Annotated in this window: 11 protein-coding genes; all 11 read right to left on the reverse strand. The window is 62.3% G+C overall.

Annotated features, from left to right (window positions below; genetic code table 11):
* Positions 1-13: 13 nt before the first annotated feature.
* Positions 14-1,180, reverse strand: a complete 1,167-nt coding sequence (locus U0O11_RS11540; protein ID WP_303595465.1) for a glycosyltransferase family 4 protein — start codon at positions 1,178-1,180, stop codon at positions 14-16.
* 180 nt (positions 1,181-1,360) lie between these two features.
* A complete protein-coding gene (locus U0O11_RS11545) occupies positions 1,361-2,479 on the reverse strand; it encodes a hypothetical protein (protein WP_324690147.1) in 1,119 nt (372 codons plus the stop codon).
* Positions 2,480-2,487: 8 nt separating this feature from the next.
* A complete protein-coding gene (locus U0O11_RS11550) occupies positions 2,488-3,285 on the reverse strand; it encodes a glycosyltransferase family 4 protein (RefSeq protein WP_324690148.1) in 798 nt (265 codons plus the stop codon).
* Positions 3,286-3,399: 114 nt separating this feature from the next.
* A complete protein-coding gene (locus tag U0O11_RS11555) occupies positions 3,400-4,389 on the reverse strand; it encodes a phosphoribosyltransferase family protein (protein WP_131432407.1) in 990 nt (329 codons plus the stop codon).
* 144 nt (positions 4,390-4,533) lie between these two features.
* Complete coding sequence (locus tag U0O11_RS11560) at positions 4,534-5,658, reverse strand: glycosyltransferase family 2 protein (protein ID WP_131432408.1); 1,125 nt, start codon at positions 5,656-5,658, stop codon at positions 4,534-4,536.
* Entirely contained in the window at positions 5,652-7,121 is a 1,470-nt protein-coding gene (locus tag U0O11_RS11565; protein ID WP_213114729.1) for a lipopolysaccharide biosynthesis protein, read from the reverse strand. The genes U0O11_RS11560 and U0O11_RS11565 overlap by 7 nt, the downstream gene beginning before the upstream one ends.
* Positions 7,112-7,951 carry a WbqC family protein gene (locus U0O11_RS11570; RefSeq protein ID WP_324690151.1) on the reverse strand — a complete coding sequence of 280 codons (840 nt, stop codon included), beginning with the start codon at positions 7,949-7,951 and terminating at the stop codon, positions 7,112-7,114. Before U0O11_RS11570 ends, U0O11_RS11565 begins: the two co-directional genes overlap by 10 nt.
* 2 nt (positions 7,952-7,953) lie before the next feature.
* Positions 7,954-9,096, reverse strand: a complete 1,143-nt coding sequence (locus tag U0O11_RS11575; RefSeq protein ID WP_324690153.1) for a DegT/DnrJ/EryC1/StrS family aminotransferase — start codon at positions 9,094-9,096, stop codon at positions 7,954-7,956.
* Positions 9,097-9,274: 178 nt separating this feature from the next.
* Positions 9,275-10,585 carry an exopolysaccharide biosynthesis polyprenyl glycosylphosphotransferase gene (locus U0O11_RS11580; RefSeq protein WP_324690155.1) on the reverse strand — a complete coding sequence of 437 codons (1,311 nt, stop codon included), beginning with the start codon at positions 10,583-10,585 and terminating at the stop codon, positions 9,275-9,277.
* Between the two features lie 55 nt (positions 10,586-10,640).
* Entirely contained in the window at positions 10,641-12,860 is a 2,220-nt protein-coding gene (locus tag U0O11_RS11585; protein WP_107336369.1) for a polysaccharide biosynthesis tyrosine autokinase, read from the reverse strand.
* A gap of 90 nt (positions 12,861-12,950) precedes the next feature.
* The gene (locus tag U0O11_RS11590; protein ID WP_054556249.1) at positions 12,951-14,069 is read right to left on the reverse strand and encodes a polysaccharide export protein; all 1,119 of its coding nucleotides are present in this window, start codon (positions 14,067-14,069) and stop codon (positions 12,951-12,953) included.
* Between the last annotated feature and the right edge of the window lie 771 nt (positions 14,070-14,840).

Below are 14,840 nucleotides of genomic sequence, written 5' to 3' on the forward strand. Positions count from 1 at the left end.
TTAGCGTCCCGCCTCAGGCGGTAGCGAGTACTGACTTACGCAACTCGATATCCAGTGTGTGCTGCAGACAGCCCAGATAGGCACGCACCACGATCTGCTGATCAAATTCACGTTCGATACGCACGCGTGCCGCCTGCCCCGCCTCCATCAATGCCGCATGCGGCATGTCCAGACAGCCCTGCATCTGCTGCTCAAGAGACTCGACATTGGCCGCTTCGCACAGCCAGCCAGTGACGCCGGGATTGACCGAGCTGCGACAGCCCGGCACATCACTGACGATCGCCGGACGCCCCATCGAGGCCGCCTCCAGTACCGTGCGCGGCATGCCTTCCCGGTACGACGGCAGCACCAGCACATTGGCCTCGGCCAGGAAGGGGCGTACATCCCGCTGTTCGCCCAGGTAGTGCAATATGCCGCGCTCGCGCCAGGCAGCGATTTCCTCATCGCTGATCGCGGTGCGATTGCTGATTCCCGACGGGCCGATCAACCAGAAGCGTGCCTGCGGATAACGCTCATGCAGACGCTCGGCCGCCGTCACGTATTCCCGCACCCCCTTGTCGCCGATCAGGCGTGCGACCATCACGAAGGTCAGCGGTGGCGTCTGCGGTTGCGGCGCAAAGGCGAAGCGTTGCGGGTCGATACCGGCGCCGGGCAGCACGACAGACGGCGTGGACTTCTGCAGCCCGAGGCGCATGAACAGGCGTTGGTCATCACGATTCTCGAAGAACACGCACCGCGCGCCACGGTTGGCGAAGCCATACAGCGCCCGCACCCGACGAAACAGCCAGCTGTCGTGTATGAAGGCGGTGCCCAACCCCGAGACGTTGTTGGTATAGGGAATCTTGAGCAGCCGACAGGCCAGTCCAGAATAGACATTGGCCTTTATGGTGAAGTTGAGAACATAACGCGGCTTGAGCTTCAGCAATGTCCCCAGCAGCGCCAGCAGGCTCTTGCCCTCACCGATCAGCGAGGTGCCCTTGCCTTCCATGCCCAGCGCACGATGCTCGACCCTGAGCTCGTCCACCAGGTACTCGCTATGCGCATCGGTGGGCGCAAGGCACACCACGCGATAGCCCGAGTCACGCAGCCCTTCGATGACGCCGCGATGGAAGTTGTAGAGAAAGAACGACGAGTTGGAGACCAGCACCACCGTGGAGGGCTGTGCGTCACGTGTTGGCATGGGGCATTCCTTGCGTGTCATGCGAAGAAGAACATGCGCGAGCTTGAGCCCGCGCGACCGGAAGCATCCGGGAGAGAAACCTTGAATAAGGGGAGCCATCGACAAGAGAAACGATCGAGAAGCGACACCAGCGCGAAAGGAAAGGCGTCGTGGCTCGGTCCAGCAGCTCGATCCAGCAGGTCAGTCCAGAAACGCAGGCCGGCGTTGCTGCTGCCACAGACGCACCAGCCCTGTGTCATGCGCCATGCACACCACATAGATGACCAGGAACGGGAAGCGATAGCGCACCGCGGTGCCGTAGTTGAAGACGACGAGCCCATAGATGGTGAAGGCGCCGATCAGATACAGCAGCCAGAAGAGCGTCTTCTCGCGCTGGACCTGCCAGCACTTGAGGGTCAGCCAGACGAGGAAGGCGACCACCAGCAGGTTCTCTCCCGACTGGATCAACTGCAGCGCATTGGCGGCTTCCCAAGGCAATGGCTTGATCAGGAAATAGAGCGCGCCCTGGATTCCCGTCACCACGAAGTCCCCGAAGCCCTGAATCACCTCCACATCCTCGATCTTGCCGCCATCCTCCAGATACATGGCCGCGCGGAAGAAGTTGATCTGGTCCACCGCCAGCGGATAGATGACCAGCACACTGGCGGCCAGCCCGACCAGCAACCAGCAGAATCGCTTGGTCGACAGGCCCTGGCGGCTGACGTCGTAGAGGAGATAGATGCCGAGGAAGATCAGCATGATCAAAGCGTTCTGGAACTTGATGATCCATAACGGCAACAGGAAGATCAGCGCCCACATCGGCCGACGTTCGATGGCCAGCAGGAAGCTGCCGAGCATGAAGCCGGTGACCAGGGTGTCGCGCAGGCTCAGTGAGCTGTAGAGCACCAGGCTCGGGTAGCACAGCACGAACAGCAGCACCGCGTGGGAGATGATGCCGCGGCGAATCAGCACCATCAGCGCGCCGATATAGAGGAACTTGTTGAAGAAGCCCAGGCTGGTGATGGTTTCCGCCAGCGGCAACGGCAACAGCGCCAGAAATCCCGACGAGACCGAGACGGTCAGGGAGTGGTCCATCGCTCCCCAGTCCATGCTGCGCATGGCCAATACCTGCTCCCAGTAGCGGAACTGGTCCGGCATGTACTCGGCATCGAACAGCACATTGTTCAACAGGTACGGCACCGCACTGCTCAGACTCAGGATGATCGCGACATTGCGCGTCACCCAACCACGCAGAAAGCCCACCATCACCAGTACCAGACAGACGAGCAGGTTGGGCAGGTCGAGCAGAATGTGTTCCATGGAAAGACTTATTCTCGTGCGCCGCTGTTGGCCAGTTCGGCCTGCAGACTGGCGGATGACATGAGGGGCGCGGACGCGCCGGTATCAGCGCTGGTGGCCTGCCGACTCACCACGCCAGAGGTATCGAGGGACGGCGAGGACTGCGCGAGGCCAGCCGCAGCTCCCCCACTGCTGACCTGCCAGCCTTGGGACGAGAAGGGTGACGCGCCCTCGACCTCGGCTGCCGACAGCATCAGCGACAGGCACTGCATCAATTGATGCTCGCTCAGCGCGCCCGTCTCCTCATCAGGGGCCAACGGCAACGTCACGACGCGCGCTGCCTCGATGCCGCCCTCGTGGCGTGCCTGGCAGCCGGCTTCATCGCTTTCGACCAGCACCAGTGCCGCATGCGGATACTTGAGCGCCATCCGGCGTCTCAGGCCCCGTGCCTTGCTGCCCGCCGCCACCAGTTCACTGGCCGGTGTCACGGCATGGTGCGCAATCACCGGCACGCGCCAACGATCCAGACGGCGCGCCTTGAGCGCATTGAGGTTGGCTTCCAGACCGCTGGACAACAGGACACACGGGCGATGACGCGCCAGATAGCGCGTCAGGGCCAGCACGCCCGTCAACTCAGTGTGCACGCCCAGCTCTACCAGCCGCACCCCATGTGCCAGACCTTCGATCAACTCCTCATGGGCCTGGGGCACGATGAGGTCCACCTCGTGACCCAGGCGCGTCAGCCCCGCCGCCAACGCCAGCATCTGGCGAGTCTCGAGGGTCATCTGCCGTGCCACGACCAAAAGCGCCATCCGATGCGTCTTCATTGCCACTCCTTCGCCAGTGTTAGCCTTGAGCCAGGCTTGATCGAGTCAATTCACGATGATCGCCATGCCATCTGCACATGGCGATCGACGTCAGCCCCACTTCCTTCGGTGCGTTCAGGCCAGGCGCTGATAGACACTGCGCGCCTGGCGGGCCAGCGGCGCCGGCAACCAGGTCACGACCCGGCGCGCCATGCGCTTGAACGTGCACACCAGCACCTGGCCCTTCTTCTGCGCTGACATCGAGGCCCACTCGGGGGTCATCATCTGGTGGGCGTCCACGCAATAGACGGGCCTGCCGGTCATGCGCGTGATGTTGGTGGCCTGCCCCACTTCGCTTTCGATGAACAGGCGACAGCCGGAGTCACGGTAGTAATCCGCCTTGTGACTCGAATGGCGATTCTGACGCAGGCGCTCTTCCTTGCTGGGCAGGTCGAGCATGATCAGGTGGTCATACTCGACACCGTGCCGGGCCAGCCAGGCGGTCGTCTCGGGACGATATTTTTCCAGCCGGTTGGTGACCAGCGAGTGCACACGGTAGGTCGGGATATGCAGAGGTGCCGCGTTGGTCAGGAAGTCGCGATAGCGCGGGCCGTCATCGTTCTGCTCAGGCGTCGGATCGAGGCACAGCACGCCATCGATATCCAGGCAGCTATCGGCCAGCGCCGGGTGATGAAACAGATTCCACTGGAAGGCACGCGGGTGCTCCAGCTCGACCAGATACATGTCCACCCCCACCACCGGTGCCGGGTTGGCATAGATGACGCAGGTGGTGATGTCACAGGGGCATTCTTGCGGAATGCGCGCCAGGGAGGCCTTGAGCGAGGCCCCACTGTTGAAACTGTCGTCGACCAGCAGCACACGCTGGTTTTCCCAGGCGCTCTGCGCCGCCCCTCGGACCTTGCGTGTCATTCCCTTGCCGGGCGAGCCGTTGGCGATGAAGGTGTCGAGATCCGTGCAGGCCCGATTGAGCATGGCGCTGATCATGTAGGCCGGCACCATTCCACTGCGCGGGATCCCGACGATCAGATCAAAATTCCCGGCCTGCAGGCGCGACAACTGTCTGGCGATATCCGAACTCAGGTCGGCGTAACTGCGATAATTCATGTTGCGGTCCCCTTGCGACTCACGACGGCCCAAGGCCGATATCCTTCGCGCTTTTGTGTGTTGCAGCGCTTTTTTGATGTTATTGACGACGTCCTGTCATCAAACGCTTCTCTCGCCCTCATCACCCCCGATAATCGGGGGCATTCAGGCGCTTTTACGCTTCTGCACTGCGCTGTCGGGTGTCACACGACGGCGACGAGTGCCTATCAACCTGGTCATCACATCCTGGCGCACGAGGCGCAGCAGCCGACTGCGGTCCATGTGCGAGAGCAGCGCGACCCCCTGGCGGAAGTTGGCCAGGCGCTGCATGGGGCTCGCGGGCGCCATCACGTACTGCTTGAAGTAGTGATAGAGCGGGATATACAGGCTGTCGGAATGCGGCATATGCCGGGTATTGGCATGAAAGACGTCGATGGCCGAGATCATGTCGCGCTGATAGCGCTGTTCGGCCTCGCTTTCCTGCTGCTGCGATGTCCAGGAACCCTTGGCATTGCGGCGATAGACACAGGCAGCATCTTCGTAATAGAGAGTCTCGCCTTGCAGTGCCATGTAGGACTGCAGGAAGAAGTCCATGATCGGGGCACCGCGATAGGACGCCATCATCGCGTCGACGGTGGCATCGACGCGTCGGAAGCTGAAGGCCGGTGACGGAATGGAGGCGCCGCGCAACCCGATTACCGCCTCGGCAGAGATCTTCTTCACGCTATCGGCATAGCGGCAGATGAGCGAATGCTCGCCAGTGGCTTCATTGAATTCCAGCGCCGGGTGGAAGCAGACCGTCGCCTCGGGATAGGCGTCGAACAAGGCGACCTGACGGGCCAGCTTGTCGGGTTTGATCCAGTAATCATCGCCCTCGCAATAGGCAATGATGTCGCCACGCATCACCGGCATGCAGAAGGTGATCGGCCAGATATGCTGCGAGTACTGGTTCACGTCCTGCAGGATCGGCCGCACGATGTTCGGGTAACGGGCCGCATATTCCTCGATGATTTCCCGCGTGCCATCCGTCGAGACATCGTCATGCACGACGATCTCGAACGGAAAACGCGTGCGCTGCATCAGGAAGCCATCCAGCGCCATGCGAATGTAGTCGCCATGATTGAAGGCGAAGCACATCACCGAGACGCGCGGGGCGCTGAGATCGCCCTCCCACTCGGCCATGATGGCGGCTTCCTCGGCGGGCGCCGGCGGTACAGGCAAGGGGCCTGACTGCGGTGTGCCATCCATGAGGGGCGTCGCGAGTGCCCGGGCATAACTCAGTTCTAACATGCAGTATTCCCCACTTTCCGTTGTGAAAGACGCTCCTGGATCCAGCCGGCGCCGTACTGCCAGGCCGCGAAGCGCAGCCAGCAGGACAGCAACAGATAGGCCGCCCCTGCCAGCAGGCCTGATACCACCAGCACCACCGGTGCCGGCCAGATGGCCAACAGCGCAGGCACGGCCCACCAGGTCGTGCCCGCCACCGCGCTGGCCAGCAGCAGAGCCGGCAGGAAGTCGGCCAGCTGCTCGCGGATGCTGTAGTTGATCAAGTCCCGCGAGAACCAGGCATTGGGGATGTAGGACACCACCGCCACCACGATCTGCCCGATCAGGATCGCCATCACGCCATGGCGCCAGGTCACCGCCAGCACCGCACAGATCAATACCTTCTTGACGATCTCGAGCCCGAGGAACAGGTCCGAGCGCCCCTTGACCTTGAGCACATTGAGATTGAGCGTGCTCAGGGGATACATGACGGCCGCGATGCACATCAGCTGCAGATAAGGCACCGCCGCCAGCCACCGCTCGGGCAACAGCGTCAGGAACAGCGGCTCGGCCAGCGCCGCCAGCAACAGCATCGCCGGGAACAGCAGATAGACCATGACCTGCAGGATCTGACGATAGGCACTCTTGAGGCGTACCGGATCCTCCTGAATGCTCGCCAGCGCCGGGAAGGTCACGTTCTGCACCGCCGTCACCAGCTGATTGATCACCAGCTCCTTGAGACGCTCGGCGAAGAAGAACAACCCCGCCACCGAAGCGGAGAACAGCTTGGCGATCAGCAGCACATAGAGATTGACGAACAGCACATCCAGCATGCGTGACAGGAACATCTTGTAGCCGAAGCGGAACATCGCCTTGAACGACACCACATCGAATTCCAGCCGCGGCCGCCAGCTACCCCACCACCACATCAAGGCGGTAGTGACCAGCGCCGCCGTCAACATCTGCCCCACCAGTGCCCAGACCCCGAAGCCCAGCCAGCCCAGCAGCACTGCCACCCCGCCCGACACCACGCTGCCGGGAATGCCGGCCTTCATGCGCGTGCGAAAATCCAGCGCACGGTTGAGCATCGCGCCCTGAATGACCTCGAAGGAATTGATCAGCACCACGATGCCGCCGATACGCACCAGCACGATCAGGCGTGGCTCGGCATAGAAATCGGCGATCAGGGGGGCGCTTGCATACAGCAGGCCGTAGGCCAGCACCCCGAAGGCGATATTGCTGAAGAAGGCGGTGCTGGCATCACGCGGCCCGAGGGTCGGCATGCGCAGAATGGCTTGCTGAAGACCCGAATCCATCATGGCCGAGGCGATGGTCAGAAAGACCAGCACCATCGCCAGCAACCCGAAATCTTCCGGCACCAGCAGCCGCGCCAGCAGCAGCGTGACCAGACTGGCCATGCCACGCCGCAATAGCTGATCGGAGAAATTCCACAGAATGCCGATGGCGGTCTTGTTGCTCAGTGACACGAGGCGAGGCCTCCCTGAACCGGGTGGGCCGAGACATCGCGCGCCAGCGGCCCCGGCACAGACGCCGTATCACCCGCAACATTGCCCGCGGCGCGCAGCAGCTCCAGGTCTTCCGGCAGCAGCTGGTACTCGGCGAGTCTGTCGCGTACCTCGCCCGGTGAGCACCACATCAGCATATCGATGATCGACAGGCCGGCGACGAACTCCGCCTTACGCCCCGAGCGACGCGAATCAAGCGGTGTCTGGCAGTAGTCACTCGGCTGGCTGGCGAGGAATGACAGCGTGATGCCATTGGCCGCAAAGGGCGCCGCCTGGTAGAGCTTGCGGCCGCCGATGCTGTTGATGTAACCCTCGGCCCCGCGCATCAGTGACATCTCGATCAGACGGTCCTGGGCCTTGAGACTGCGGTCGTGCTCAAGCTCACTGGTGAGCAGAAAGCGACACTTCAGCCCCAGGTAGTCACACACCCGCTCGAAGCTGTACTTGCACAGCGCCCCGATACGGCGGTCTTCATGCTGGAACACCGCCTGCAGCAGCGGCATCACCTCTGCGTAATACGGCGCCTTGGCATAGGCGTGATGCAGCGTGGTCAGCAGGCTGTCCGGTGTCGGGCCGAAGACGAGTTCGCTGATCAAGCGGTTGGGCGATGCCTTGGGTACCGACAGCGTGAAGCGATGCGCCTTGCCGCCCAGCAGCACATTGTTGCGATGGATATAGCCACGCGGAATGAAGGCGACATCGTCATAGACGAGAAACTCGTCACAGGCATGCATCAGCTGGAAATAGCCGATATGCGGGAACAGATAGGGCTGCATGATCGCGATGTTCATGATCAGGCAGCCTTGACGTGGCGATTGACGATGATGCGCACCGCCCCGAGGATCTCGCTGACCTCAAGCCCCGAGTAGAGCGGCAGACACAGGATACGACTGGCGATATCGGTGGAATGCACGATCTGCGGGGTGATGACATCCTCGTCCTGCAACTCGGCGGCGGGTCGCCCGAGGAAGGACAGCGATTCCAGCGACGGGCAGAAGTAACGTCGTGCCAGATAGCCTTCCTGCTGCAGACGCTGCATCACCTCGAGCAGCATGCTTTCGCTTTCGAGAATGATCGGGAAGTAGGCGTAATTCAGGCTGGCGCCGGTCTGGCGGGTCTGCAGCTGGACATTGCCGCGCAGCGCCTGGGCATAGGCATGCCAGACCAGCGCCCGGCTCTCCAGATTGCCTTCGATCTCATCCAGCACGCACAGCCCCATCGCCGCCTGGAATTCGTTCATCTTGGCGTTGATGCCCAGCTCCTCAATGCACTCCGGGCCGGTGATGCCGAAGTTGATCAACTTGCGGGCGCGCTCCAGGTCTTCCTTGCGCTTGAAGATGATCGCGCCGCCTTCGATGCTGTGGAACAGCTTGGTGGCGTGGAAGCTCAGGGTGCTGGCATCGCCATGTGACAGCAGGCTGTTGCCGCGATAGGTCACGCCGAAGGCGTGGGCACCGTCATAGATGACCTTCAGATCATGCGCCTCGCCCAGCGCATCGATGGCCTCGACATCACAGGCATTGCCGAACACGTGCACCGGCACGATGGCACGGGTGCGTGGCGTGATGGCCGACTCGATGCGTGCCGGGTCCAGACACAGGGTGTCGGGGTCAATATCCGTGAATACCGGCTGCATGCCCTCCCACTTCAGGCTGCTGGCGGTGGCGATGAAGGTGAAGGGCGTGGTGATGACCTCCGCCGATTCGTACTGGCCCGGCATCTGGGCGATGCCCAGCGCGCGATAGGCGATCTGCAGCGCCAGGGTGCCATTGCTGACCAGCAGCAGGTTCTCGACGCCCAGGTAGGTTTCCAGACGCCGAGTGAGCTCCTGCTCGAGCGGGCCGTGGTTGGTCAACCAGCACCCCTCGAAGATGGAATCCACATAGCGGTCGAAATTCTCCCGCTCCGGGAAGTAGGGACGCGTCACCGTAATCATGATATCGACTCCTTTCGTACATCAGATGAAGGTTGGCTCTGACAGCAGACGAGTGCCGGTGCAGCGCGTTCGCTGCCGGGTTCCTCTGGCAGCGACTCGCTACACGTTTCAGAGAAGTGCCGCACACTCGCCTGCGGAGACACTCGTCTACAGACGTCTACAGAGAGTGCAGGCCCGCTCAGCGCGAGCCGTTGCCGCTGATCACGATCTTGATGGTGCGGATCACCACCAGCAGATCGAGCCAGAAGGAAAAGTGCTTGATGTAGAAGAAGTCGTATTCCAGCTTGCGGATCATGCCTTCCACTTCAGCGGCGTAACCCTGCTCGACCTGCGCCCAGCCGGTGATGCCCGGGCGCACGACATGGCGGTAGTGGAAGAACGGCACGTCCTTGCGATACCAGTCGGCCAGATTCATCGACTCGGGGCGCGGGCCGATCAGGCTCATGTCGCCCTTGAGCACATTGAACAGCTGGGGCAGCTCATCGAGACGGCACTTGCGGATGAAGCGCCCGACTCGCGTGATGCGCGGATCACTGCCTTCCTGGGTGAAGCCCGCGCCCTTCATGCCGTCATACATGCTGCGGAACTTGTAGACGGTGAAGGGGCGGCAGTGAAAGCCCATGCGCGGCTGGCGGAAGATCACCGGCCCGGGACTGTCGAGGCGGATCGCCAGCGCCGTCAGCAACATGACGGGCGCCAGCAGCGGCAGCATGAGCGCGGCGACGGCGAAGTCCATCCAGCGCTTGATGACCTCATAGTCTTCCCGCGGCGTCAGCGAGCCGAACTCGTTGGCGTAGAGGTGATCCAGCAGCACGCGACCGGTGATCATCTCGTGGGCATGGGTGGCGTGATAGACCGGGATGCGGTGGATGGTGCAGTCGGCCAGGAAGCTCTCCCACTCGCTGGGCAGCTCACCGCGCAGGTCAGCCACCACGCCGTCGATACGCGGCAGGCCGACCAGGTCAGGCCCGCGCAACGACAGCCACTCGACGCCAGGGCGGGTGCACAGACTCGGTGCCTTGCCGTAGGGCACCACCGCGAAGCGCATCCGGCGCAGTCGGGTATCGATGTAGTAGTAGGCCGTGCACAGGCTCACCGCGAGCAGGAAGGACAGGCCGACCTGGTGACGCGAATACTCAAGCCCCAGCACGCCCAGCACCATCATCAAGGTCAGATAGGAGATGACGATCGCCGGCACGACATAGAGGTAGGAGCGCGTGCCCGGCAGGCGGGACAGGCGATTGACCGCCGTCACCGACAGGGTGTACGCCACGCCGGTGCCCAGCAGGGCATGCCACTGATCATCGCTGGTCAGCCACCAGTGGGTGTCACCCTGCATCAGCTGGTTCAACCCTGCCTGGTACAGTGCCGGCGCGATGACCACCACCAGCATCCCGAAGATCAGCTGCAATCGCTTGCTGGCCAGCAAGCGCTCGTAGTGATGCGAGTAACGCCGCTGGTGCTCCATCGACAAGGGTATACCGCTCATCGTGCTTACCTCCTCCGTGATTCAAGCGTCATGAGAGCTGCCAAGCGAGACGATGTCAGGCGTAGCTGTAGTTGTAATAACCGTAGCCATGCTTGTCGCCAGCTTGCGGTTCGATGGCATTCAGGATGGCGCCCTTGACGTGAATGCCATTGTTCTCGAGCTTCTTGCGTGCATGCTCGAGTTCGCGCACCTGATTCATGCCAAAGCGCGCCACCATCAGACTGGCGCCGACGTGACGACCGATGATCAGCGCTTCGGTCACGGCCAGTACCGGCGGCGTGTCGATGATGATCAGGTCGTAACGCTCACCGAGTTGCTCCAGCAGCTCGGCGAAATTGGGCTGCATCAACAGCTCCGACGGGTTGGGCGGCGCGACGCCACGGCCGAGGAAATCAAGATTGTCGATGCGCGAGTGATACAGCACGCTGTCCAGCGGACTGGCACCGCTGAGCACATCCGACAGACCGCCCTGCTCGGAGGTACGCTGGAAGGCGTGATGCAGGTGACCGCGGCGCATGTCGGCATCGATCAGCAGCACGCGCTGACCGGCCTCGGCGCTCACCGCCGCCAGATTGAGGCTGACGAAGCTCTTGCCGATGCCCGGGCTCGGCCCGGTGAACATCACCGACTTGCGACGATTGTCGAGCAGGGCGAAGTGCAGGCTGGTGCGCAGGCTGCGCAGAGCCTCGATACTGATGTCCGACGGCTGGGAGGTGGCCAGCACCCCCTGATAGATCTCGCGGCCGCCCTTCTCGCCCTTGAGGCGCACGCGGCGCATCATGTTGTGCTGCTGCGGCGACAGCGGCACCGTGGCGTAGACGGGCAGGTCCAGCGCCTCGATCTGCTCGGCGGTGTCGATGCCCTTGCGCATCGCATGACGCAACAGCGCGGCCAGCGTGCCCAGCATCAGGCCGATCATGCAGAACACGGCCAGCATCAGGGACGTCTTCGGCGAGATGGGCACTGGCTGCAGCACTGCCGGGTCCAGGATGCGCACGTTGCCGACGGTGCCGGCCTTCTTGAGGCGCACTTCCTCGCGCTTGTTGAGCAGCGCGACATAGATTTCCTGGCTGACGGTGACATTGCGGTTCAGGTTGAGCGCCTCGCGCTGGGCGGCCGGCAGTTGCTCGGCCTGCTTCTGCACGCGCGCCTTCTCCTGATTGAGCGAATCACGGCGTGCCACCAGCGCCCGATAGGCCGGGTGCTCGCTGGTGTAGGCACGGGACAGCTCGGCCAGGCGCAGCTTGATCTCGGTCAGCTGATTGTCCAGCCCGACGAGATTCTCCATCACCTGCTGACTCTCGGCGGTCAGATCGACCGAGTCGCGACGGCGGCGATAGTCGTTGAGTGCCGATTCGGCCTCATCGAGCTGGCCACGCAGCGTCGGGATCTGGTCGCCCAGAAAGCCGAGCTGATTGTCCGCCTCGGCGGACTCCCGCTCGATGTTCTGCTGCAGGAAGACATTGGTGATGGTGTCCAGGGTGTTGACGATGGCGGTCTGGTCACTGCCGGACAGGCTCAGCGTGACCACCCCGGTGTCGGTGCCATTGCGCACGGCGGTGAAGCGCGACTTGAGCGAGTTGATGGCGCTCAGGTCCGAGATGCTGGTCAGCGTGAAACGTGCACCGGGTTCGGCTGACAACTCGCGCACGAAGACCTTGATGCCCTCCGCCAGCGCGTTCTCGCCTACCTTGCCATCGACGATCGCCTGACCCTCGGCATCCAGCAGGCGGTAGCGCTCATCGCCCAGGGCCTCGAGGGTCAGCGTCTGCTGTTGCCACGGGCCGCTCAGCTCGAGCGTGGTGACCTTGAGGGTGTCATCGCCCCAGGCGTAGTCCTGCCCGCCCAGGCTTGCCGGCAGGCGCAGATGGCGGTTGGAGAGCCAGTCACCGATGACCGGGTAACGCACCGGGGAGACCACGATATTGAGGCGCTCGCGATCCACGGCCTGGCCCAGTACCAGTCGTGAGGCAAGAATTTCCAGCTCATCGCTGGTGCTGCTCTCGTCGCTGCCGGTCGCCTGACCGGCCAGCGGCCCCAGCAGGCTGGCGCTGCCGCCCTTGTCCTCGATCTGGATCAGGGAATCGGCCAGGTAGATGCGTTGCTGGCTACCGACCAGATAGATGCCCAGGAGGGTGAACAGCAGCGTGCTGCCGATCAGCCACCAGCGTCGATGCCAGAGCAAGGCGAGAATGGTGCTGAAATCGAGTCGGCGCGTGGTGTCCTTGCCAGGCTGTGCAGAAGAGGATGGCATGGGAGAGGTGTACTGATTCATGACGCCGCCTTGAGTAAACGATTCAGGCCCGGCAGGCAGGTGATACGGCAGGTCGCGACGCGACCTGCCATGCGGGAGTGGGACATGACCTCAATCCTCGATGTCATCGATGACCGAGACGAAGGCCCCGGTACTGGTCACGGACGGCAGCAACTGGCTCAGCACACGGTTCCAGCGGCTGACCGGCGCGGCGGTCACGTAGACCACATCACGCGGTTGCAGCGGGAAGCGCGCGCCCAGCATCAGCGAGGTCGCATCCGAGATATCGAGAATGAAGACCGTGGCCAGCTTGTCGGACTCCGGCGAATTTTCACGCACCACGAAGACGCCTGACGGATTGGCGCGGTCCTCATCGACCCCGCCGGCCCGTGACAGCGCGTCGGTGAGGCTCAGACGTTCATTGCCCACCGGCATGTTGCCGGGCTTGAGTACCTGACCGAGCACGAAGACGTTCTGGTCTTCCGCCACCGGCACATTGATCACGTCGCCATCCTTGAGCAGACGGTTCTGACGCATGTCGCCCTGCTGCAGCAGCTGATAGAGACTCAGGTGCTCCTGCTGGCCGTCGCGCGTCAGCGTGATGTTGTGGGTATTGGCCAGTGCCGTGACCCCGCCGCTGGCACTGATGGCATCGATCAGGGTCAGAGGAACATCCGTGACCGGCACGAAGCCGGGCTCGGTCACGGCGCCACTCAGATAGACGCGTTTGGAGCGGAATTGCGCCACCGAGACATTGACCTGCGGCTCGGTGATGTAACGGGACAGCCCCGCGACCAGCGCGGCGCGCACCTCATCCACCGTCATGTCACGAATGTTGATGCGCCCGACATAGGGGTAGAACAGCGTGCCATCCGGCTGGACGATGTAGGTCAGCGCCTCGACCGTCTGACGCTGCACACCGCTTTCCTGAGCCAGGTCCAGCGGCGTGCTCAGGTTGATGGCCAGAATGTCGCCGCCGCCCACGCGGTAGACGTACTGCTTGATGTCATCGACCAGCTCAGGCGGCGCGGGAGCGGTCTGGGCGGGGCGTGCGCGATAGTTGGAGATCAGCCCGGGGGTGATCGGCGTGACTTCCACCTGGTCGGTCAGCGGCGCGACCTCGGCTTCATAATCCATGTGCCCACCGGGCGCGAAGGCACACCCGCTCATCGCCAATACCACGGCGGCAAATGAGAACGCCCGGAGCGTCGTTCTGACCGGTATATCCATATCCTGTCTCTTCCCCTGTGATCCTGACCGCTACCGCCAGGCGCTGTTTCGGCACGCTACCGCCCCGAGGAACTGGCGTTCTCCCCTGCTGCCGATAGCGGCGCCCTGTTGGCGTACATGTCATCTGTCATGGAGTGGTCACGCCTGCCCTTCGATACCCCTGCGATATCACCGGACACACGTCAGGCATGTGTCCATGACACATGCCCATGACCGAACTCCGAAATGGAACGTTTATTAGTATTTTAGTAATTCACTACCAAGCATCTAACACATGAAACATATTGCATTGATCGACTTTCTCATCAATCAAGACAACATGACTCATTTGATTAACCGATACTTATAAGATTGATCGCATCAACATTACTGATTACTTCTTTCTTGCACTTTTATTGACATTTCCGTTCAAGCGACTCGTTGCTTGAACCTGTCAGGGGCCACTGTCGACGGAAGGTTTATGCCGCCCCTTCAAGCAGGCGAGACCTGTCGATCTCGTTGGCGAGTCAGCTGGCACGGCAGCGTCAGAACGGGATGAGAATTCATGCCCGCATGCATTCCATGGAGAGGTGCGATGATTGAGGTGCAACGCTCGATCGCCCGGAAGCGCCTGCGCCATCTGCCCGACCTGGCAGGTAGCGCGACCTCGAATGAGGCGACCGCCCAATGCCCCGCAAGGCAAGGGACACGCCGCTGGCGCGTAAGGCACCGACGGCTTCGTCAATCACGTCCAATATATCAAATCCATTTAATACAATGTGTTACTGACAT

It is taken from the genome of Cobetia sp. D5 (genome assembly GCF_035666195.1).
Classification (GTDB): Bacteria; Pseudomonadota; Gammaproteobacteria; order Pseudomonadales; family Halomonadaceae; genus Cobetia; species Cobetia amphilecti.